A 20,524-nucleotide genomic window follows, 5' to 3' on the forward strand; every position below is an offset into this window, starting at 1 on the left:
TAGGCGATTGTGGACCGCTATGCCAAAAAAAACGATTAAACGGCTGATGCCGAACCCAGATAAACTGAGACAACATAGACACCTGAGAATGTTCGGTGATGTCATTGACCGACCGGGACTATGGCACCTGAACCGCCGCTCAGCTGCCGGAGCTCTGGCGGCCGGGATGTTTGTCGCCTGGGTTCCGGTACCTTTTCAGATGATTCTGGCAGCAGCCGCCGCCATTCTGCTTGGGGTCAACCTGCCGCTGGCGGTTGCCACTGTCTGGTTCACCAACCCGGTCACCATGCCATTCATGTTCTACCTGGCCTACCTGGTGGGCGCCTCGATGTTAGGCCTCGAAGCGGGTCACTTTCAGTTTGAGCTCAGTTGGGAGTGGCTGGAAACCAGCCTGGGGCAGATCGGCGAACCCTTCCTGCTGGGGTGCCTGATTCTCGGCATCTGCAGCTCGCTGTTTACCTATCTGGTGATCAACAGCCTGTGGCGCTACTCCATTCTGTTCAGTTGGAAGAAACGCCAAAAGAAACGCAATGGCAATGGCAATGGCAATGGCAATGGCAATGGCAATGGCAATGGCAATGGCAATGGCAATGGCAGACGCTAACCCGGTTCCGCGAATAAAAAAAGGCCGCAACTGCGGCCTTTTTTATTCGTTCTTTAGCCGTTAGCCCAGCGCCTGGGCCGGCTCCTGCTTGGCCGCCTGCCAGGCGGGGTACAGCGACGCCAGCACCGTCACCACAAAGGCCACACAGGTCACCGACACCACATCGGACAGCATCAGCTGCGACGGCAGAAAATCGATAAAGTAGACGTCTCCGGACAGCAGTTTAACGCCCAGGGCCTGCTCCAGGCCACGAATCAGATCAGACAAGCGCCACGCCAGTGCGCTGCCCAGAACCGCCCCCAACACGCAACCGGTCAGACCGGTCAACGCCCCCTGAATCACAAAGGCCCCCATCACCGCTTTGCGACTCAGCCCCATGGTGCGCAGGATGGCGATCTCCGCCTGCTTGTCCTGCACCGCCATCACCAGCGAGCAGATGATGTTAAAGCTGGCCACCGCCACCATCAACACCAGCACCAGGTACATCAGGGTTCGAATCAGCTGAATGTCGGAATACAGGTGGCCCTGGGTACGGGTCCAGTCATTCAGGTACAGGTAATGGGTCTGCTCATAGCCCACGGCACGAATCACCGCCGGAGCCGCAAACAGATCGTCAAGCTTCAGCCGCAACCCGCCGACGCCGTCGCCAAAGCCGCGAATCTCCGACGCCACCGCCAGGCTGGTGAAGGCCATGGTACGGTCAATCTCACCGCCCAGGTCAAACAGGCCGGTCACGGTAAACACCACCCGCTGCGGCGGACGGCGCCCCTGGGACTGGGGCCTCGGCACCATCAGCGTCACCCGGTCGCCCACCTCCAGCTTAAGCTGCTGCGCCAGCGCCTTTCCCAGCACCAAAGGCTTGCCCGAAGCCGACAGCGACTGCCAGGCCTCGGAACTCATGTAATGATCCGCTTCAGAAACCTGTTGCTCCCACTGCGGCATCACCCCGCGAACCGACACCCCTTTCAGTTTGTCGCCCTTTTGCAGCAACCCGTTAACCAGGGTAAAGGGCGCACTCGCTACCACCTCTTTATGGATGGCCGCCTCGGCGGCCATGGTGTGCCAGTCCATGATGGGAGCCTCGACGGCGATCATCTCCGCATGGGGCACCACTGCCAGCAGCCGCTCCTTCAACTCACGTTCAAAGCCGTTCATGGCCGACAATACCAGGATCAGCACCGTCACTCCCAATGCCACACCGACGATGGACGACACCGAGATAAAGGAGATAAATCGGTTGCTGTGACGGGTACGCAGGAAGCGCCAGCCCAGCCCCCACACCAGACTCATGCGGCTCATGAGTCCTGGACCTGCTGCAGACGGCCGCCGTGCATCGCCACCTGCCGATCCAGCCTGGCGGCCAGGGCGGTATCGTGAGTCACCACTACAAACGCCGTGCCCTCCTCGCGGGCCAGCTGCCGAATCAGCTCATACACCTCTTCGGCGGTGGTTTCATCCAGGTTGCCGGTGGGCTCGTCCGCCAGCACCAGTGCCGGCCGGTTGACCAGGGCCCGGGCAATGGCCACCCGCTGTCGCTCACCACCGGACAGCTCCGACGGCTTATGATTGAGGCGGTGGCTGAGCCCCACCTTCTCCAGCAGCGCTTCGCCACGGTGACGCGCCGCCACTTTCGGTTGACCGGCGATCAGCAGCGGCATGATCACATTTTCCAGGGCACTGAACTCGGGCAACAGATGATGAAACTGATACACAAAGCCCAGCTGCTGGTTGCGCAACTGGGTGCGGGCACCGTCGCTCAGGGCAAACAGATTCTGCCCCTGGAACAGCACCTCCCCTTCGGTGGGGGTGTCCAGGGTACCGACGATGTGCAACAGCGTGCTTTTACCGGAGCCGGAGCTGCCGATGATCGCCAGCAACTCGCCCGCCGCCACCTGCAGATCCAGATTCGACAGCACCCGGGTTTCGAGCTTGCCTTCACGGTAGACTTTTCCCAGCTGCGTGCAGCGCAGCAATGGCTCACTCATATCTCAATGCCTCTGCGGGTTTGATCAGGGATGCCCGCCATGCGGGGTACAGGGTTGCCAGGTAACTGAGTAACAGTGCCCCGACCACAATCAGGCCAATCTGGCCGTAGTTCAGAATCACCGGCAGCGGCTGCCCCGGTGGCAATAGCCAGATGCCCATGGCGGCCATCAAAGGTTGCAGATTGAAGGCCAGCAGCAGCCCCGCCAGGGTACCGATGGCCACCCCCAGCACCGTACTGGTCATTCCCTGCACCGAAAACACCCCCATGACCGCCACCGGCCCCAGGCCCATGGTTTTCAGGATGGCGATGTCCGAGGTTTTGTCGGTTACCATCATCACCAGGGCCGACACCACATTGAACGCGGCGATGGCGATGATCAGCGCCAATAGCATCGCCATCATGTTCTTCTCCATCTTCACCGCCCCGAACAGCTGCCCGTACTGGCTGCGCCAGTCGTCGACCCGGTAGCCGCCATCGAGTTTCACGGCCAGAACCGCCGCCACCGCCGGCGCCGCAAACGCATCGTCCAGATACAGGCGGATGGACTGCACCTTGTGTTTCCCCAGTCGGGTCAGCTTGGAGGCGTCATCGATGTGAATGTAAGCCAGGCTGGCATCCACCTCCGCCCCCAGCTCAAACACACCGGAGACCGTGAAATTACGCTGGCTGGGCAGACGCCCCACCGGGGTGTACACCGCCCCGGTGGCCGACAGTACTCGAACCTTGTCGCCCACCATCACCCCGAGGCGACTGGCCAGCTGACTGCCGAGTAAAATCCGATAACCACCGCCCTGCAGACTGTCCCAGCGGCCACTGCGAAGGTGGCGACTGACCGCCGACAGGGGCGCCTCCAGCACCGGGTCAACCCCCAGCACCTGGGCCCCGGCCAGCTCCTGGCCGGATTGAATCATCGCTTCGGTGCTGATCAGCGGCACCGCACCGATCACGTGTGGCTCCGCCGCCAGCTGGTTGGCCAGCAGGGTCGGCTTCTGCAACGGCGCGTCGGCACTGACCACCACCTGGGGCACCGCGCCCAGCAAACGGGTCTTTAATCGCCCCTCCAACCCGTTCATCACCGCACTGACCACTATCAGTGCGGCCACGCCCAGGGCGATGCCGGCAACGGAAAAAAAGGTGATAAAAGAGACGAACTGGGTGTCTTTACGGGAGCGCCAGTAGCGAAGGCCGATAAATAGGGATACTGACGGTGACATTTAACCATTTGCCAAATAGATAAGTTATCGGATAATAAAGTTATTCACCCCCATTACACAAGCGCCGGCCATGACTAACGAGCAACAAAGCTTTTTCAGCGTCCCCTGTGACTTTCTGCTGCTAGCGGATCCTCTGCAGCCAAGCCAGCGATTAATGGACAAAGACGCCTTGCTGGCGATGATGCCCAAAGCGTTCCGGTTGATGGCTCAGGTCAACGACGTCGAGCAGCGCTGTCTGCCGCTGATGAACAGCCTGGCCCAGCACGCGGCCGAACTGGCGGAATACCTGAGCCTGCAGAATAAGAAGATCGACCTGGTGCTACAGATGCAGCTGGCCCAGAGCAGCGATGCCCGCTACCGCTGTGACGGCGTCCGCTTTGGCGGCAGTGGCCTGGTGGTCCGCCACGCCAGCGCCATCGAGATCGGCAGCATTGTCGAAACCCGGGTACTGTTGTTGGAACAGAGCGTTGCCATCTACGCCATCGCCGAAGTCACCGATTGCCAGGTGGATGACGATCAGTTCTTGTGGACATTGGACTTCACCAGCATCATGGATGCGGATCAGGAGCAGCTGGTGCACGCCAGTCTGCAGGTCGAACAGCGGCAACTGCGGGCACGCGCCCAGGCCCGCCGCCAGAGCGACGCCTCTTGAGCCCCTCAGTCGCGGCCTTGGCCGCGGTTGTCTACACTAGCCCCAAACCTATCAGTAAGCTTGATTTATGAGTAGTTTCTCCCCTCTTGCTCCGGCCAGTGCCGGTGCAGGCACCAAACGTCGCCTTACCGGACTGATCGGCAGCGCCCAGTCTCTGACCCTCAGCCGCCTGGCCCGCCAGCACGCCGGCATCAGCTTACTGATCACCCAGGACACACCCAGCGCCCTGCATCTGGAGCAGGAGCTGCGCTATCTGTGCCCGGAGCTGCCGGTGACCCTGTTCCCGGATCGGGAGGTGTTGCCCTACGACAGCTTCTCTCCCCACCAGGACATCGTCTCCCAGCGGCTGGAAGCCCTGTACCGGCTGCCGACCCTGACTCGGGGCCTGGTGATCGTGCCCATCAGCACCGCCCTGGTGCGGCTGCCGCCGGTAGACTACGTCGGCAGCAACGTGCTGTTGCTGGAACCTGGGCAGACCATCCACATCGACACCCTGCGTCACAACCTGACCCAGGCCGGCTACCACCATGTGGAGCAGGTGTTCGAGCATGGCGAATTTGCGGTACGGGGCTCGATCATCGACCTGTTCCCCATGGGCAGTGACCAACCACTGCGGCTGGACCTGTTCGACGACGAGCTGGAAGCCATCCGCACCTTCGACGTCGACAGCCAGCGCAGTGGCGGTTCACTGGAGCAGGTACGACTGCTGCCGGCACGGGAGTTTCCCACCCACCCCAAGGCCATCGAGCGATTTCGCAGTCAGTGGGGGCAGCACTTTAGCCGCATCAGCAATGAGAGCGAATCGGTCTATCAGCAGATCAGCAAAGGACTGATGCCCGCGGGCGTAGAGAGCTATCTGCCACTGTTCTTTGACTCCACCGCCACCCTGTTTGACTACCTGCCGGAGCAGGTGCAACTGCTGACCAGCGGCGACATTCAGCAGGCCTGCGAACAGTTCCTCAAAGACGCCCACAACCGCTATGAGAACTATGGCGTCGATCCGCTGCGGCCGCTGCTGGCGCCGCCACAGCTGTTCCTGCAGACCGAAGAGCTGTTTGCCCGTATCAAGCCCCATGGTCGCATTCAGCTGACCAGCGCCACCAGCGAGGTTGCCCGCGACCCCAGGGCCGCGGTGGCCGCCATCGGCGACATCGCCGTGAACCATCAACTCAAACGGCCGACCCAGGCGCTGAGCACCCGCATGGGCGAGGTCAAACGCACCCTGTTCAGTGTCGAATCCGACGGCCGCCGCGAAGCGTTGCTGGAACTGCTGCGGCCGCTGAAACTGACCATCGAGTCGTTCGCTCACCTGGATGACTTCATCGCCGCCAGCGCCCCGGTGGGGCTGATTGTCAGCCCGCTGGAACAGAGCGTGGTGCTGGAGAAAGAGCGGCTGGCGCTGATCTGCGAAGAGGAGCTGCTCGGCGGCCGGATCCGCCAGCGACGGCGTCAACGCAAAACCGTCAGCTCCGACACCCTGATCCGCAACCTGGCCGAGCTCAAAGTCGGCCAGCCGGTGGTGCACCTGAAACACGGCGTCGGCAGCTATCAGGGGCTGCAGACCCTGGACGCCGGCGGCATGAGCACCGAGTTTCTGGTGCTGGAATACAAAGACCAGGCCAAGCTGTACGTGCCGGTCAGCGCCCTGCACCTGATCAGCCGTTACAGCGCCGGCGAAGACAGCGAAGTCCAGCTCAACCGCCTGGGCAGCGAGGCCTGGGACAAAGCCAGGCGCAAGGCCGCCGAGAAGGTGCGCGACGTTGCCGCCGAACTGCTGGACGTGTACGCCCGCCGGGAGGCCAAACCCGGGTTTGCATTCAAACTGGATCAGGCCGACTACCAGAAGTTCTCCGCTTCGTTCCCGTTTGAGGAGACCGCCGATCAGGAGGCCGCCATCGATGCGGTGGTGCGTGACATGCGCACCGGCAACGCCATGGATCGTCTGGTGTGCGGTGACGTCGGCTTCGGCAAAACCGAAGTGGCCATGCGCGCCGCCTTTGTGGCCGTCAACGAGGGCAAACAGGTGGCGGTGCTGGTGCCCACCACCCTGCTGGCACAGCAACATTACGACAACTTCCGCGATCGCTTCGCCGACTGGGCGGTGCGCATCGAGGTGATGTCGCGCTTCAACACCGCCGCCGAACAGCGCCAGGTGCTGCAGCAGCTCAGCGAAGGCAAGGTGGACATCGTCATCGGCACCCACAAGCTGTTGCAGTCGGACATCAAGTTTACTGACCTCGGGTTGCTGATCGTGGATGAGGAGCACCGCTTCGGCGTCCGCCAGAAAGAGCAGATCAAGTCGCTGCGGGCCGAAGTGGACATCCTGACCCTGACCGCCACCCCGATTCCGCGAACCCTGAACATGGCGATGTCCGGCATGCGCGATCTCTCCATCATCGCCACCCCGCCGGCACGGCGGCTGTCAGTCAAGACCTTTGTCCGCCCCAAACAGGGGGACCTGATTCGCGAAGCCCTGATGCGGGAGATTCTGCGCGGTGGCCAGGTGTACTTCCTGCACAACAGCGTTGAGACCATCGACGACTGCGCCAAAGAGTTGGCCGAACTGGTGCCCGAAGCCCGCTTTGCCATTGCCCACGGCCAGATGCGCGAACGGGAACTGGAGAAGGTGATGAGCGACTTCCATCACCAGCGCTTTAATGTGCTGGTGTGCACCACCATCATCGAAACCGGCATCGACATTCCCAGCGCCAACACCATCATCATTGAACGGGCCGACCGTTTCGGTCTGGCCCAGCTGCACCAGTTGCGGGGCCGGGTCGGCCGCTCCCATCACCAGGCCTACGCCTACCTGCTGACCGCCGGCAAGAAGATGACCAAGGACGCCAAAAAGCGGCTGGAGGCCATCGAACAGCTCGAAGATCTTGGTGCCGGCTTTATGCTGGCTACCCAGGATCTGGAGATTCGGGGCGCCGGCGAACTGTTGGGGGATGAGCAGAGTGGCCACATCGCCAAGATCGGTTTCAGCCTGTATATGGAGATGCTGGAGCAAACCGTGGCCGCCCTCAAGGCGGGCAAAGAGCCCTCGCTGGATCAGATTCTGGCGGAACAAACCGAACTGGAACTGAAGATCCCGGCCCTGCTGCCGGAGGAGTACATTCCCCACGTCAACACCCGCCTGGCCCTCTACAAGCGCATCGCCTCCTGCCAGAACGAGGACGAGCTGATGGAGACCCGGGTTGAGCTGGTAGACCGCTTTGGCACCCTGCCCGCCGCCACCGAGAACCTGCTCAAACTGACCCGCTTCAAGCTGTGGGCCATGGCCCTGGGGCTGCGGCGCATCGATGCCCACGCCAAGGGCGGCAGCATTGAATTCAACCAAGACACAATCGTCGCTCCGGAAACCCTGATAGGTTTGCTACAATCGGATCCGGGACGCTATCGAATGGATGGGCCCACCAAATTACGTTATCAGGGCGACCTGCAGGATGCGGCGTCTCGCCTTGATGCAGTAGAGCAGCTGCTCAAGCTATTGGACAAACGATGATCAACCTGAAAGCACTCACCGCCGGCCTGATGCTGACTCTAGCATGGTCGGCCCCGCAGGCCGAAGAAGCCACCTGGTTCGAGGTCGAAATTGCGGTGTTCCAGCGCCCGCAAACGACCACCGAAGCCTGGTCTCAGGAAACGGCGCCGCTGAAAACCGCCAACACCCTGGATCTGCTGGGGCCGGCCATGATGCCGGACCTCAGCGCTCTGGAGGAGGCGCTGACCCCCTGCGACAGCAGTGACTGGCTGAGTCAGCCGGAGAACTGTCAACCTCAGCCTACCGAGCCGACGCCAATTCCGGAGCAACTGCCCGCGACCGTGACCGCGCTGGAAACCGGCTCGCCGCTGTCCGGTACCCCGTTCCTGCTGCCCGCAGAGGCTCTGCAGTTCGATGAAGCACTGGCCAAGCTGCGTCACAAAGGCGCCCGGGTACTGCTGCACAGCGCCTGGCAACAGCCGGTGTTCAGCCGCGGCAACAGCCAGGCCTACCGGCTCTACAACGGTCGCAATTTCAGTGACCGCTTCTACGCCGATGGCCGCCTGCGTCCGCTTAATGACCCCTTAGGATCGGTGTTTGATTTTAATTTTTCCATGATGCCGGAAACCGCACAGGCAGAGCCGGTATGGGAACTCGATGGCTGGTTACGTATCTATTTGAACCATTTCTTGTTCATTGACACCTCCCTGCAACTGCGGGAGGAAAGCGAGCGACCGGTTCCTGGTCTGGAATTGATGGCCGCCGAATCGAATGCAGCTGCCGATCAACCGGTGCAAAACCAACAGGGCCATGCGACCTCCACCGCCGCCACAGAGCCGTTTCTAAACATCATCGAACTGCGTCAAACCCGTCGGGTACGCAGTCGCGAAATTCACTACTTTGATCACCCCAAGATGGGGGTCGTGATTCAGATTCGGCGCATGACCCAACCGAAAGATATGGAGCCGATCCCGGCACCGGACAGCGACACCCTGGTTACTCGGTAACTTCGAAGTCCAGGTACAGATCGGTACCGTCATAATCGGACACCAGTACATCGGTCACCTCGGCTTGAGGTGGCCCCTGGTGGGCCCAGTCCAGCATGGCGTCCACCGCCTTGTCTGCCCCCTGAGCCAGCATCTCGACGCTGCCATCATCCAGGTTACGAACGTAACCGGTGACCCCCAGACGCAGCGCCGCCTCCTGAGCCGACGCCCGGTACCAGACTCCCTGAACCCGGCCACTGACCTTAACCATCAAACGCTTCATAGCATCGCCCACCCTCAAGTCGATAACTTCACTATAGCAGCTATCCAGGTGGTGCGAGTTTTCCCGCCAAGGACACAATAAGGTCTTGATCGGCGTCGTATTCGCTCAGGAACACCCAAGCCCGGCGTCCACAGACACCGGGCCCTATTCGACATGGGGAGACAAGGGGGCTGACAGACTCTGCCCCGAGGTTCAGGCGGTCTTAAACTCCGCCAGTGCTTTCAGTTGGTGGGAGATGTCTTTAAATTTGTGGGTCTGGGTGGTGTCCCAGATGATGGGATAGAAGGGTTTCATCTCCGCTTCGATTCGCGAGGTATCCAATACCTCATCGTGGCAGGCCAGCACGCACAGGCAATGATCACGATTTTTCTTTCGAAACTCGGTGACGCACTTTTCCTTGATGTCCCGATACTCCTCCGGGCGATCAATCCGCCCCTCCATGTTCTCTTCCGGCCACAGGTTAGGGTTAAACACCACCGATTTCATGCCGGTCAGGAAAGCGATGCGCTCGGCCCAAAAACCGCCCAGGCCAACCCCGACAATCAGCGGATTAGGATCGTCGCTGTAGCGCTTCTGTTTATCCACCTCTTTCAACAGATGCTGCATATCATGGCGGGGATGAAGAGTGGAGTAACTTATAAAACGCACGTCTTCATCAGCAAACTGAAGTTGCAGAACTTTCTCGTGATTTCCAGGGCTGGTAGCATCAAACCCGTGCAGATAAATTATCATAGTAAAACCATTCCATTAGCTTGGATCCACTATAGCCATTGGCAAACCGCAAGCAAAGCACCGAAGATGATCTGGATCACGGTCGAGCCCATTTTGCCAACTCGAACGGCGGTCGTTAAAGATAAAGATTCAATAACATCAGCGTTTTGCTTCATTTATTTGCTGAAAACCATTCAAAGACTGAATCCAGGCGCCAGTCGAGTGGGCAATTGCGCTGACGAAACCGACTTAACCTGACAGCCACCTTGCCAGCAACGTCGATGGCAACATTTTATACTGTATCAGGAAGGTTCGATTTTGCTTTTCCTCCTGCTGGGGTACCATCGGCACCATCGCCACAACGCACCATTCAACAGGGATACCGTTATGATTAGCGTGTTCGATATGTTCAGTATTGGCATTGGCCCATCCAGCTCCCATACCGTCGGGCCGATGCGCGCCGCCAACCGGTTTATCGAAGCACTCAGGGCACACCATCAGTTTGAGCACACCACCGAGTTGCAATGCGAACTGTTCGGCTCTCTGGGCCAGACCGGCAAAGGGCACGGCACCGGCAAAGCCGTGGTACTGGGGTTGCTGGGGGATCAGCCGGAAACGGTCGACACCGATTCGGTAGACCAAAAGTTGGAGCAGGTTGCCAACCGCCAGGTTCTGTCGCTGGATGGCGAACGCGAAGTGGCCTTTACCCGCAATCAGGGCATCACCTACCACCGCCGCAAAACCCTGCCTCAACACGCCAACGCCATGACCCTGCGCGCCCTGGATCAGAACCAGGTGCTGTATGAGCAGACCTACTTCTCCGTTGGCGGCGGCTTTGTATTGGACAAAAGCGAGATCGCCCAGCCTTTAGCCACCAGCAACGGTCCAACGCTGCCCTACCCCTTTGATACCGCAGCCCAACTGCTGGATCACTGCACCGACAAGGGCCTGTCCATCGCCTCATTGATGATGGCCAATGAAAAAGTCGTCTGCGATGAGGCCGAGATTCGCCGTCAACTGTGGCAGATTTGGCAAACCATGAAGGGCTGCGTCGAGCGTGGGTGCCGAGAGGAGGGCATTTTGCCCGGCGGACTGAAACTGCGCCGCCGCGCCTCCACTTTGTACCGGCGACTGGCCGCCGAAGGCAACAACAGCCGCGATCCGCTCAATGCCATGGACTGGGTGGACCTGTTCGCACTGGCGGTCAATGAGGAGAACGCCGCCGGTGGCCGGGTGGTCACCGCCCCCACCAACGGCGCCGCCGGCATTCTGCCCGCGGTGCTGTGTTACTACGACAAATTCATTCAGCCGGTGGATGAAGAGATCGCCTGTCGCTACCTGCTGACCGCCGCCGCCATCGGCATCCTGTACAAAAAAAATGCCTCCATCTCCGGCGCCGAAGTGGGCTGCCAGGGCGAAGTGGGCGTCGCGTGTTCTATGGCCGCCGGCGCCCTGACCGAAATCATGGGCGCCACACCGGCGGTGGTGGAATGTGCCGCCGAAATTGGCATGGAACACAACCTGGGCCTGACCTGCGATCCGGTTGGCGGACTGGTACAGGTGCCCTGCATCGAGCGCAACGCCATGGGCGCGGTCAAGGCGATCAATGCGTCGCGACTGGCCTGTCGCGGTGACGGCCAGCATAAGGTTTCTCTGGACAAGGTGATCAAGACCATGTGGGAAACCGGCCAGGACATGCGCACCAAATACAAAGAAACCGCCAAAGGTGGACTGGCAGTCAACATCGTCGAGTGCTAACGTCCCGGCCCAGGCACAACCGCACCACAATCAAAAAAGACCGCAACAGCGGTCTTTTTAATATATAGACAGCCAAGATTAATCCCCCTCCATAGACACCCATTTTTAGATTCATGACCAACCACTGCAAAACACATTCAGACATGGGGCGGCGAAAAGGTTCTGGGATCTTGTGGTTGTTGCCAAAATACTAGGCTTTGGCGCACTCAGTGGAATATTCACCAAAAAACAGGCATCAGCCCCCTTTTGGCCGAACCAGAGACATCTAATAGGAGGGGTGGAGGTACTATCTAGGCACCCAGTAACCGTTTGGCGTTTCCCGACCCCCGAATTCGATGCATACCATCAGTTTGCCGGCAGTGTTGTAAACTGTGAAGCCGCCCTGCCAGATGGCAAAACTGGCCCTCAAAGCCCTCCGTGAGCTCCACCCAGCTTTCTAAATCAATCTCCAGTCGCTGCAGCAACGTTCCAATGCAAGGCGGGATGGCGCCGACTTTATCGTCTCTGATGGCTCTGCCAGTAAACTCCACCAGCTCCAGATAATCGTTAAGATGGCACGGTAAGGCGTGTGACTCAAAACTGCCGGCATTAAACGATTTTAATCGCTCAGGCTGCTTGCCCTGCAGCGCCGCGCGGATGCGCATCTGAATACTGGTAAAGTCCGATTGCTCAGGTGTTTTTGCGATGCCGGAGCGAATAGGGTTGAGATCAACATACGCCATGCAGGCCAGCAGTGCCTGCTCATCCAAGAGCGCCTGGGACTTAAACCGTCCCTCCCAGAAGCGACCGGTACACCCGTCCTCTTTATTGGCTTCACGGGCGATGTATTCATTAAGCGAGCGCATAAACCAGCTTAAATCAGCCAGACGATTTCGGTAGAGCTCTACTTGGTGGTCCACCTGATCCAGCTCAATTCGAGTAAGATTTTCACGCTGCTCATCATCGCAATAGCGGCGGGTAACGTCCGTCCCGGCAAACAACCGATGCCAACGAATAAGCACTTCCAGAGCATTCCAATCATCCGCTTTTTGAGCATCCACGTGCAGCACTACGTGGGTATGGTTAGTCATTACCGCGAAGGCGCATATTTCAATAGCAAACGCCTGAGTTAATTCGAGTAACCGCTTTTCGACCCAGTCGCGGCGGTGCTCATAGCTGACGCCAGAGTAGGCATCGACGCCACAAAGGTAACTGCGGCGAACGCAGCGACTGACGCAGTGGTAGAAGGGGGTATCTTGCAGAGATACCAGCCGGTTTCTGGCTGTGGGCATAGTCTCATCCTTGAAACTAACAAACACACAGTGTAGTTGATGATGGCCAGGACGCTGTTAAAGCGGGTGTATTGCTAAGGCTAAGGGACGTTAAATTGGGTGTCTTGTTAAGAGGCTAAGGCTAAGGGACGTTAAATTGGGTGTCTTGTTAAGAGGCGTTAAAATTGGGTGTCTTGTTAAGAGTTAAATTGGGTGTCTTGTTAAGAGACGGACGTAGTTACCTCTAGCATGAGGCTGCCATCATGAAAAAAATGCCGCTCACTTGTGGTGAGCGGCATTTTCGCCATTAGGGCCTCTAGCCGGAACTCAGTCGATGTTCAGGTATTTGTGGGTTTGTACCGACAGCCGCCAGTTGCGCTCGATGCACACCCGAATCGCCATCTCGGTCGCCCGTTTCTGGGTGGAGATAGGTTGCAGGCAGATCTGCGGCTTGCGCGGCAATGCCACCCCCTGCAGTAACTGGTCCAGCTCTTCGATGTGCTTCTCCAGCGCCACCGGGTGCTTGATTTCGTCGGCTCGCTGCAGAGCCTGGGTCAACACCGGCAAACCGCCTTTCATATTGATTTTCGGCGACACCGTCACCCAGGTATGATCATCCACCTTCACTTCGGCGCAGCCGGAGGTTTCGACCTGACAGCGCCACCCTGCCCGATGCATCTGCTCAGTCAGTGCCCGAAGATCGTACAGACAGGGCTCACCGCCGGTGATCACCAGGTGACGGGCCCGAAAGCGCCCGTCGGTGAGCAAAGCCACCAACTGCTCCACCTCATAACTGGCCCAGCGGGGCGTATCGCCACTGATGCCGATAACGCCTTCTCTGGCCACCTCATCGGCCTCATCCAGCTCCCAGGTATGACGAGTATCGCACCAGGGGCAGCCCACCGGGCAGCCCTGCAGTCGCACAAATACCGCCGGCACTCCGGTAAACTGACCCTCCCCCTGGATGGTCTCAAACAGCTCATTAACCGGTAAACTCATCAGACTCTCCTACCCCTGCTCACCGGCGGCTGCCGGCAAGTCGGTACTTGGCCAGGCGTTCACCACCGCTTTGACCAGAGTCGCCAATGGAATGGCAAAGAACACGCCCCAGAAGCCCCACAGGCCGCCAAAGATCAGCACCGACACGATGATGGCCACCGGATGCAGGTTGACCGCTTCAGAAAACAGCAACGGTACCAGCACGTTACCATCCAGCGCCTGAATAATGCCGTAGGCCAGCAGCAGGTAACCGAACTGCGGCGACCAGCCCCACTGGAACAGGCCCACCATGGCCACCGGAATGGTCACCACGGTCGCACCGATGTAAGGGATCAGCACCGACAGGCCCACCACCAAACCCAACAGGGCCGCGTAGCGGAGATCCATAAACAGGAACGTCAGGTAACTGGTTACGCCGATGATCAGAATCTCTATCGCCTTTCCGCGAATGTAGTTAACGATCTGACCGTTCATCTCAGCCCAGACTTTTTTAGCCAGCTCACGGTTGTCCGGCACGAAGCGGCTGAAGCCCCGCAGCAGCTCACGCTTGTCTTTCAGGAAGAAGAACACCAGCAGCGGCACCAAAATGGCGTACACCGCCAGGGCAACCAGGTCGATCAACGATCCCAAAGAGACCTGCAACACCTGCTGGCCCCAGGCCAGCAGGCGGCCGTTAAGGTTTTGCATCAGATCGTGGATCTGCGACTCGCTGATGAACTCCGGATACAGCTGAGGCAGGGTCAGCACCTGCCCCTGGGCCCAGGAAAACATCTCCGGCAACTCGCGGGCCAGGCTGATGCCCTGATTCCAGATTTGCGGCAACGCAACCAGGCAGAACAGCGCCATGGCACCGACAAAGGTCAGCAGCACCAACGAAGCAGCCAACACCCTGGGCATGCCGCGATTGGCCATCTGCGCCACCGGCCACTCCAGCATGTACGCCAGCACAATGGCCACCAGCAACGGGGTGATCAGTTGACCGTAAAAATAGATAACGGCAAACCCCACCACCAGAATCATCGCCAGGGTCACCGCCTGGGGATCAGAAAACTTTTCCTGGTACCAGCTACGGACCAAATTCCACATTATGCAAACAACCTTATCGTTTCATCATCTGTCAGGAGCACGTAACTGTACCAGCACCCTGGTACCATCAAGCCGCGTCACCGTTGTTTCAAAGCCCTGCTTTTGCGCATATTTTGGCACATCCTGCACGGCGCCGGGGTCGGACAACATCATAACCAGCTGCTGCCCCGGTGCCAGACTCCTCAACGCCTGCTTGGCTTTAACAAACGCCAGCGGGCAACGGTGCATGGTTAAATCCAGCGGCAACATGGTCTCTCCCGTTATTTTGGCGGCCATTATCCCGTGACCCGGGGCAAGTTACAAACACCCATCACAATAAAATGCCCTACCCTTGTGATCCGGGTCAATGCGGCCAGGACTCGAGCCCAATCCACACCAAAGTGACCGATTACGAATTATCAACTGCCTCTGTTTATTGGTAAAAAATGTTAAAGCCTGTGGAACCTGCACGCCGATGTGGCAGACTAACCCTTAACGGGCAGTATCTGGCCTAACGCCGGCGCTTACGGGTACACTGTCGACATTATCAAAAGGGGAACCGGGCACACGTGACCAAACAGCTAAAATCTCTCTGCGCCGCCGCTCTGCTGATGGCCGGTCTGGGCACCACCGCCACCAGTATGGCTCAGCCGGAACTGCCGGAACTCGGCACGGTCGCTGCCAGCACCCTGTCTATCGATAAAGAGAACCAGATCGGCGATTTCTACATGCGGATGCTGCGCGGTCAGTTGCCGGTAGTGCACGATCCGGTGATGACCGAGTACCTCAACGACATCGGCAACCGGCTGGTCGCCCAGGCCGACAACGTCAAAACCCCGTTCACCTTCTTCGTGATCAACAGTACCGAACTGAACGCCTTCGCTTTTTTCGGCGGGCACGTCGGGGTACACACCGCCATCATCGAAGCCGCCGATAATGAAAGCGAACTGGCCTCGGTCCTGGGCCACGAAATCTCCCACGTGACCCAACGCCACCTGGCCCGCTCCATCGAAGCCCAGAAGAAAACCGCCCCGGCAACGCTGGTGGGGGTCATCGGCTCCATCATTCTGGCCATGGCGTCTCCGGAAGCGGGTATTGCCGCCCTGCAGTCCACCCTGGCCCTGAGCCAGCAGGCATCGATTAACTACACCCGCAGCAATGAAAAAGAAGCCGACCGTATCGGCATCAAGACCATGGTCGCCGCCGGGTTTGATCCCAACGCCGTGCCCAGTTTCTTTGGCAAAATGGCCGCCAAGTACCGCTTCGCCAGCAAGCCACCGCAGATGCTGCTGACCCACCCATTGCCCGAATCCCGCATCGCCGATGCCCGCGCCCGAGCGGCGCTGTACCCCTACCGGCCGGTACCGGAAAGCCTGCTGTTCCATCTGGCCAAATCACGGGTGCAGGTTCGCTACAGCAACCTCAACATCGATCATGCCCTGTACCTGTTCGACAAGCAGGCCAGCAGCGGCGACCCGGTGCTGCGGGACGCTGCCCTGTACGGCAAAGCCCTGGCGCTGCTGGCCAAAGACCAGCCCAAACAGGCCGAAGCGATCATTCGGCCACTGCTCGACGGCGCGCCCAATAACCTGTTTTACCTGGATACCACCACCGATGCCCTGATGGCACAGGGGCGGGCTAAAGAGGCCGGCGCGATTCTGAAACAGGCGCAGAAGATTCGCCCTAACAACGCCGTCATCGAGCTGAACCTGGCCAACGCCCTCATCGAGAGCGGTGACTACGCCCAGGCCCGCACCATCCTCGAGCGCCAGGTGATTTTGAATAAAGACAGTGTGGTGGCCTACGACCTGCTGTCCACCACCTACCGTCACCTGGATATGGTGGCCAACCGCCATATGGCCCAGGCTGAACTGATGGCCCTGTCCGGTGGTTTCAGCCAGGCCATCGAACAGCTGCAGTTTGCCTACCGCCAGACCCGCAATAACCCATTGCAGAAAGCCCGCATCGATGCCCGCATCAAGGAGCTTCGTCAGGCGGAGCAGGAGCTGAAATCCCTTTAACTCACTCTCATGGGCCCGTAGAATGGGCCCATTGAGATCCAGATCACAGGACGATCCCCCATGAGCAACCCCACCCTTATTTGGCACAACCCCCGCTGCTCCAAGAGCCGCCAAACCCTGGCCCTGCTGGAGCAGCGCGGCATCACCCCAGAGGTATTCGAGTACCTGAAAACGCCGCCAACCCAAGCCCAGCTGGAGCAGGTGCTGTCGATGCTGAACCTCTCTCCCCGAGAGCTGATGCGCACCAAGGAGTCGGAATACAAAGCCCAGGGCCTGGCCGACGCCGATGACGCACAGTTGCTGCAGGCGATGCTGGCCACTCCCAAGTTGATTGAGCGCCCCATTGTGGTGCACCAGCAGCGCGCCGCCATCGGCCGCCCTCCGGAGCAGGTACTGGAGATTTTTGACTAAATGCCACTATCAACTTCAACACTCGAACGCACCGCCCTGAGCAGCTACCTGGCCAGCGTGGTTTTCATTCCGGTCTGGCAACTGGGTCTGAGTCCGAATCCGGGTTACTCTCCGGGCTTCAGCCTGTTGATGTTGCTGCCGCTGTTACTGCCGCTGCCCGGCATGCTGAAAGGCAGACCCTACACCCATGCCTGGTCAGGCTTTATCGCCTGCCTGTACCTGCTCTCCAGCCTCACTCAGCTTTGGGTGGCTGACAGCCACCGCCTGTGGCCCCTGATCGCGACGCTGTTGCTACTTACCTGGTTAATCGCGAGCAGTTTTTTTGCCAGATCAAGGGGTAGAGAGTTAGGCTTAGGACTTAAGAAAAAAAACACCGGTCAATAAAGACTGGCAAGGAGGCAAGATGATACGGAGTTCTATCCCGGCATTACTGCTGGTACTGATCACTGGCTGCGGCGGCAGCGGCGGCGGCAGTACCCTCGAGCCCTCGCCCTTGCCTCCGGAAGCGGAGATTGAGTTTACCCGATCCGAACCGGACGATGGCTCGGTGGCCATTGTCGCCACCGTTGACGGTGTCCTGAGTCGGGATCTGAGTTACCAATGGCAGCAACAGGCCGGCCCCACCATCCACATCAGCAACCCCCGCTCGGCGATGGCGGCATTCGAGGCGCCAGCCAGCGATGACTATCAGCTTAAGTTAACGGTGACCGACACCTTCGGCAACCAGATCAGCAACGCCCTGACCCACAGTGCAGAAGCCGTTACGCCGGCGCGGATTCGCGGCGACCAGGTGGTCTCCCGTGGCGGCCGGGTCTCACTGCGCCTGGGGCGAAGCGGCGACAAAAGCCAGCCCCTGACCCAGATTCAGTGGTCTCAGGTCGGTGGACCGCCCATTACGGAGATGAACAGCGATAACCCGGAGCTACTCACCTTTACCGCCCCCTCCACCGTCGGCAAAGACTCGTTACTGACCCTGAAGGTAATTGCCAATGACCGCGGCAGCGTCATTACCGATCATGCCTACGTATGGGTAACCGACCAACGCAACCCGGTTCATGACGCCCTGTTCGACACGCCCCTGGCCCAGGTTCGGGCCTGGAATCCCGCCTCACCATGGCGGTCGGCTCTGGAGCGCTGCGTCTACAGTACCCAGCTTGCCGGCAGCAACACCTGCCGAGTGTCAGAGTTGCCGCCGATTGGTCAGCAGACGCACCAGCCCTCGGTGTCTGAGGTCATGAACCGGGTGGTGGTGTCCCACCCCTGGATGGGCGATGCTTTCAAGGCCTTTCTGGAGCAGCGCGACTCCCAGAGTGACTTTCGGCGACTGCTGGCATCGGTATCGGCGGTGGTCATCAGCTATGACATCCGGCCTTCGTTCTATTGGGTCGCCACCGGCGCCATCTACCTGGATCCCAGCGACTTATGGCGAGAGCCCTGGCAACAGGCCAGCATCAACGAAGACCCGGACTACCGCAGCGGCTTTGGTAATGGGCTCAATTACTTGCTGCCGTGGCGATACGTAAAAGACAACCAATACGCCAGCACCTTCTACCCCTCCTACCTGGAAGCCAGCCGCGGCTTCGATCAGCTTGAGGGGGACCTGGCCAGTCTGCTGTACCACGAACTGGCGCACGCCAATGACTTCTTCCCCGTCGACACCCTGGATGCCATCAGTGCCGATACCCTGCTGCAGGAGTACTACGACCGCAGCGCCAGTGGCCAGTTGGTGTCTGATCAGCTCACCAATAGCCTGCCACTGTCCAGCAGCCAGATGTTTGAGCTGGCCAAGGTGCAGTTTCAGGGGGAGACGGCCAGTGCCATCCAAAAGGCCTACCGTCCCAGCGACATCAGCGGCTTTTTCAGCCAGGATCGTGCCAACGACGACTACAACTATTTCACCCCCAGAGAAGATCTGGCCATGCTGTTTGAGGAGGCGATGATGAGCCACCGTTACGGCATTCTCAGAGATGTGGCGGTAACCGACAAGCCGGATGCCGTCAGCGGCGACACCATCATCGTCGACTGGGGCCAGCGCGGCCGTATCGGTGAACCGACGCTGCTGCCAAGGCTGGACCTGGTGGTGCGACAGATTCTGCCATCGCTGGATCCTGACACCCTCATCGATTCGCTGCCCGCCACCCTGCCGATGACTCCCGGACAAACCTGGAACGCCAACCTGGTACTGGGGCCGGCGGCCAAGATACAGCGCATCGGCCCAGCGCCCACCGGAGCAAGGCCGCCATTGGCCGAGCGACGCCACTTCGGCCGGGGGCCGGACTGGAAACTGTCCGGGCACTGAGTTAAGAGATCAAAAAAGGCCGCGAATGCGGCCTTTTTCTTGCGGGACTGTCACGACTGGGAACGGCTACAGATGCAGCGTCTCTTTCACAAAGGGGATGGTCAGCCGCCGCTGAGCCCGCATCGACGCCTTATCCAGGCGATCCAGAACATCAAACAGGGTGCGCAGATCCCGGGCCAGGCGGGTCAGCAAGAAGCGGCCGACATCCTCCGGCAACTCCAGCCCCCGGGCTTTGGCCCGTCGCTGCAGGGCAGTCAGCTTCTCCTCATCACTGAGAGACTGCACCTGATAATGCACCCCCCAATTGAGGCGCGACACCAGGTCCGGTAACAGGAAGCCCGCTTGTGACGCCGGCGCGCTGCCAGAGACAATCAGACGGCAATCTCCCTGTTCGTTGATGCGATTGTACAGGTCGAATATTGCCTCTTCCCAGAAGGGGTTTCTCGCCAACTGGTCGATGTCATCCAGACACACCAGTGACAGGTTTTCCAACCCTTCCAGTACCGCCGGAGACATGCTGGCGTGAATGCCTAATGGCAGGTAGAACGCCTGACGATTTAATTCTCGAGCGTGGGCACAGGCCGCATGCAACAGATGAGTGCGACCGGACTTAGCCTGCCCCCAAAGATAGGTGACCGTTTCCCCCTCACCTTCAGCGACCTGGCGGATCGCCTCGAGCAGCTGTTGATTGGCGGCAGGATAATAACTGCCGAATGTCTCATCATCGGGCAGATAAACGGGTAACGAAAGTTGAATGGGTGAACTCGCTTTCACGTACGGCTTGGCTTCCTATCGATTAA

Annotated in this window: 19 protein-coding genes; 9 read left to right on the forward strand and 10 right to left on the reverse strand. The window is 59.4% G+C overall.

What is annotated here, in order from left to right; genetic code table 11:
• Nucleotides 1–19 precede the first annotated feature (19 nt).
• A complete protein-coding gene (locus BLT77_RS05660) occupies nt 20–604 on the forward strand; it encodes a DUF2062 domain-containing protein (RefSeq protein WP_090363300.1) in 585 nt (194 codons plus the stop codon).
• Nucleotides 605–664: 60 nt separating this feature from the next.
• Here the strand turns inward: BLT77_RS05660 and lolE are convergent, their stop codons facing one another.
• Genes lolE through BLT77_RS05675 form a run of 3 tightly spaced genes read right to left on the reverse strand, consistent with a single transcriptional unit; the run spans nt 665 to nt 3,805 of the window.
• The gene (lolE, locus tag BLT77_RS05665) at nt 665–1,903 is read right to left on the reverse strand and encodes a lipoprotein-releasing ABC transporter permease subunit LolE (protein ID WP_090363302.1); all 1,239 of its coding nucleotides are present in this window, start codon (nt 1,901–1,903) and stop codon (nt 665–667) included.
• Nucleotides 1,900–2,589, reverse strand: a complete 690-nt coding sequence (lolD, locus tag BLT77_RS05670) for a lipoprotein-releasing ABC transporter ATP-binding protein LolD (RefSeq protein WP_090363305.1) — start codon at nt 2,587–2,589, stop codon at nt 1,900–1,902. The genes lolE and lolD overlap by 4 nt, the downstream gene beginning before the upstream one ends.
• Nucleotides 2,582–3,805, reverse strand: a complete 1,224-nt coding sequence (locus BLT77_RS05675) for a lipoprotein-releasing ABC transporter permease subunit (RefSeq protein WP_090363308.1) — start codon at nt 3,803–3,805, stop codon at nt 2,582–2,584. The genes lolD and BLT77_RS05675 overlap by 8 nt, the downstream gene beginning before the upstream one ends.
• 70 nt (nt 3,806–3,875) lie before the next feature.
• Between BLT77_RS05675 and BLT77_RS05680 the strand changes: the two genes are divergently transcribed.
• From BLT77_RS05680 to BLT77_RS05690, 3 genes are all read left to right on the forward strand, one after another.
• Nucleotides 3,876–4,457, forward strand: a complete 582-nt coding sequence (locus BLT77_RS05680; protein ID WP_090363310.1) for a hypothetical protein — start codon at nt 3,876–3,878, stop codon at nt 4,455–4,457.
• Between the two features lie 67 nt (nt 4,458–4,524).
• Nucleotides 4,525–7,962 carry a transcription-repair coupling factor gene (gene mfd / locus BLT77_RS05685; RefSeq protein ID WP_090363313.1) on the forward strand — a complete coding sequence of 1,146 codons (3,438 nt, stop codon included), beginning with the start codon at nt 4,525–4,527 and terminating at the stop codon, nt 7,960–7,962.
• A complete protein-coding gene (locus tag BLT77_RS05690; RefSeq protein ID WP_090363315.1) occupies nt 7,959–8,948 on the forward strand; it encodes a CsiV family protein in 990 nt (329 codons plus the stop codon). Before mfd ends, BLT77_RS05690 begins: the two co-directional genes overlap by 4 nt.
• Here BLT77_RS05690 and BLT77_RS05695 read toward each other — a convergent pair.
• Both BLT77_RS05695 and ycfP read right to left on the reverse strand, forming a co-directional pair.
• Complete coding sequence (locus tag BLT77_RS05695) at nt 8,938–9,210, reverse strand: acylphosphatase (protein ID WP_090363318.1); 273 nt, start codon at nt 9,208–9,210, stop codon at nt 8,938–8,940. The two genes, BLT77_RS05690 and BLT77_RS05695, sit on opposite strands and share 11 nt — an antisense overlap.
• Nucleotides 9,211–9,402: 192 nt before the next feature.
• Complete coding sequence (ycfP, locus tag BLT77_RS05700) at nt 9,403–9,942, reverse strand: alpha/beta hydrolase YcfP (protein WP_090363320.1); 540 nt, start codon at nt 9,940–9,942, stop codon at nt 9,403–9,405.
• Between the two features lie 366 nt (nt 9,943–10,308).
• Between ycfP and BLT77_RS05705 the strand changes: the two genes are divergently transcribed.
• Nucleotides 10,309–11,679: an L-serine ammonia-lyase gene (locus tag BLT77_RS05705; protein WP_090363323.1), complete on the forward strand. Its 1,371-nt coding sequence runs from the start codon at nt 10,309–10,311 to the stop codon at nt 11,677–11,679.
• 290 nt (nt 11,680–11,969) lie between these two features.
• Here the strand turns inward: BLT77_RS05705 and BLT77_RS05710 are convergent, their stop codons facing one another.
• The 4 genes from BLT77_RS05710 to BLT77_RS05725 all read right to left on the reverse strand — a co-directional run bounded on the left by BLT77_RS05710 (nt 11,970) and on the right by BLT77_RS05725 (nt 15,263).
• Nucleotides 11,970–12,950 (reverse strand): transposase, encoded by a 981-nt coding sequence (locus BLT77_RS05710; RefSeq protein WP_090363327.1) that lies wholly within the window; start codon nt 12,948–12,950, stop codon nt 11,970–11,972.
• A 306-nt stretch (nt 12,951–13,256) separates the two neighbouring features.
• Nucleotides 13,257–13,928, reverse strand: a complete 672-nt coding sequence (queE, locus tag BLT77_RS05715; RefSeq protein WP_090363330.1) for a 7-carboxy-7-deazaguanine synthase QueE — start codon at nt 13,926–13,928, stop codon at nt 13,257–13,259.
• 9 nt (nt 13,929–13,937) lie between these two features.
• The gene (locus tag BLT77_RS05720) at nt 13,938–15,014 is read right to left on the reverse strand and encodes an AI-2E family transporter (RefSeq protein WP_090363333.1); all 1,077 of its coding nucleotides are present in this window, start codon (nt 15,012–15,014) and stop codon (nt 13,938–13,940) included.
• Nucleotides 15,015–15,038: 24 nt separating this feature from the next.
• A complete protein-coding gene (locus BLT77_RS05725) occupies nt 15,039–15,263 on the reverse strand; it encodes a sulfurtransferase TusA family protein (protein ID WP_090363485.1) in 225 nt (74 codons plus the stop codon).
• 299 nt (nt 15,264–15,562) lie between these two features.
• On the opposite strand from BLT77_RS05725, the gene bepA reads away from it, so the two are divergent.
• The 4 genes from bepA to BLT77_RS05745 are packed head-to-tail and all read left to right on the forward strand — an operon-like array spanning nt 15,563 to nt 19,724.
• Nucleotides 15,563–17,014, forward strand: a complete 1,452-nt coding sequence (gene bepA / locus BLT77_RS05730) for a beta-barrel assembly-enhancing protease (RefSeq protein WP_245709877.1) — start codon at nt 15,563–15,565, stop codon at nt 17,012–17,014.
• A gap of 60 nt (nt 17,015–17,074) precedes the next feature.
• Nucleotides 17,075–17,425 carry an arsenate reductase (glutaredoxin) gene (arsC, locus tag BLT77_RS05735; RefSeq protein ID WP_090363336.1) on the forward strand — a complete coding sequence of 117 codons (351 nt, stop codon included), beginning with the start codon at nt 17,075–17,077 and terminating at the stop codon, nt 17,423–17,425.
• On the forward strand, nt 17,426–17,809 hold the full coding sequence (locus tag BLT77_RS05740; RefSeq protein WP_090363339.1) for a DUF2069 domain-containing protein: 384 nt from the start codon (nt 17,426–17,428) through the stop codon (nt 17,807–17,809). It abuts the gene before it with no gap.
• 19 nt (nt 17,810–17,828) lie between these two features.
• Nucleotides 17,829–19,724, forward strand: coding sequence for a PKD domain-containing protein (locus tag BLT77_RS05745; protein WP_090363342.1), 1,896 nt, complete (start codon nt 17,829–17,831; stop codon nt 19,722–19,724).
• Nucleotides 19,725–19,790: 66 nt separating this feature from the next.
• On the opposite strand, the gene hda is transcribed toward BLT77_RS05745, so the two are convergent.
• The gene (gene hda, locus BLT77_RS05750; RefSeq protein WP_090363346.1) at nt 19,791–20,498 is read right to left on the reverse strand and encodes a DnaA inactivator Hda; all 708 of its coding nucleotides are present in this window, start codon (nt 20,496–20,498) and stop codon (nt 19,791–19,793) included.
• Between the last annotated feature and the right edge of the window lie 26 nt (nt 20,499–20,524).

Origin of the sequence: Ferrimonas sediminum (assembly GCF_900100175.1) — a bacterium.
Taxonomy (GTDB): Bacteria; Pseudomonadota; Gammaproteobacteria; order Enterobacterales; family Shewanellaceae; genus Ferrimonas; species Ferrimonas sediminum.

Bases quoted from the DNA above. Each gene is read 5' to 3' on its own strand.
- BLT77_RS05725 (WP_090363485.1), bottom strand. From the start codon at position 15,263: ATGTTGCCGCTGGATTTAACCATGCACCGTTGCCCGCTGGCGTTTGTT.
- BLT77_RS05710 (WP_090363327.1), bottom strand. From the start codon at position 12,950: ATGCCCACAGCCAGAAACCGGCTGGTATCTCTGCAAGATACCCCCTTC.
- arsC (WP_090363336.1), top strand. From the start codon at position 17,075: ATGAGCAACCCCACCCTTATTTGGCACAACCCCCGCTGCTCCAAGAGC.
- lolD (WP_090363305.1), bottom strand. From the start codon at position 2,589: ATGAGTGAGCCATTGCTGCGCTGCACGCAGCTGGGAAAAGTCTACCGT.
- BLT77_RS05675 (WP_090363308.1), bottom strand. From the start codon at position 3,805: ATGTCACCGTCAGTATCCCTATTTATCGGCCTTCGCTACTGGCGCTCC.
- BLT77_RS05695 (WP_090363318.1), bottom strand. From the start codon at position 9,210: ATGAAGCGTTTGATGGTTAAGGTCAGTGGCCGGGTTCAGGGAGTCTGG.
- lolE (WP_090363302.1), bottom strand. From the start codon at position 1,903: ATGAGCCGCATGAGTCTGGTGTGGGGGCTGGGCTGGCGCTTCCTGCGT.
- BLT77_RS05705 (WP_090363323.1), top strand. From the start codon at position 10,309: ATGATTAGCGTGTTCGATATGTTCAGTATTGGCATTGGCCCATCCAGC.
- BLT77_RS05745 (WP_090363342.1), top strand. From the start codon at position 17,829: ATGATACGGAGTTCTATCCCGGCATTACTGCTGGTACTGATCACTGGC.
- queE (WP_090363330.1), bottom strand. From the start codon at position 13,928: ATGAGTTTACCGGTTAATGAGCTGTTTGAGACCATCCAGGGGGAGGGT.
- mfd (WP_090363313.1), top strand. From the start codon at position 4,525: ATGAGTAGTTTCTCCCCTCTTGCTCCGGCCAGTGCCGGTGCAGGCACC.
- ycfP (WP_090363320.1), bottom strand. From the start codon at position 9,942: ATGATAATTTATCTGCACGGGTTTGATGCTACCAGCCCTGGAAATCAC.
- BLT77_RS05720 (WP_090363333.1), bottom strand. From the start codon at position 15,014: ATGTGGAATTTGGTCCGTAGCTGGTACCAGGAAAAGTTTTCTGATCCC.
- BLT77_RS05660 (WP_090363300.1), top strand. From the start codon at position 20: ATGCCAAAAAAAACGATTAAACGGCTGATGCCGAACCCAGATAAACTG.
- BLT77_RS05680 (WP_090363310.1), top strand. From the start codon at position 3,876: ATGACTAACGAGCAACAAAGCTTTTTCAGCGTCCCCTGTGACTTTCTG.
- BLT77_RS05740 (WP_090363339.1), top strand. From the start codon at position 17,426: ATGCCACTATCAACTTCAACACTCGAACGCACCGCCCTGAGCAGCTAC.
- BLT77_RS05690 (WP_090363315.1), top strand. From the start codon at position 7,959: ATGATCAACCTGAAAGCACTCACCGCCGGCCTGATGCTGACTCTAGCA.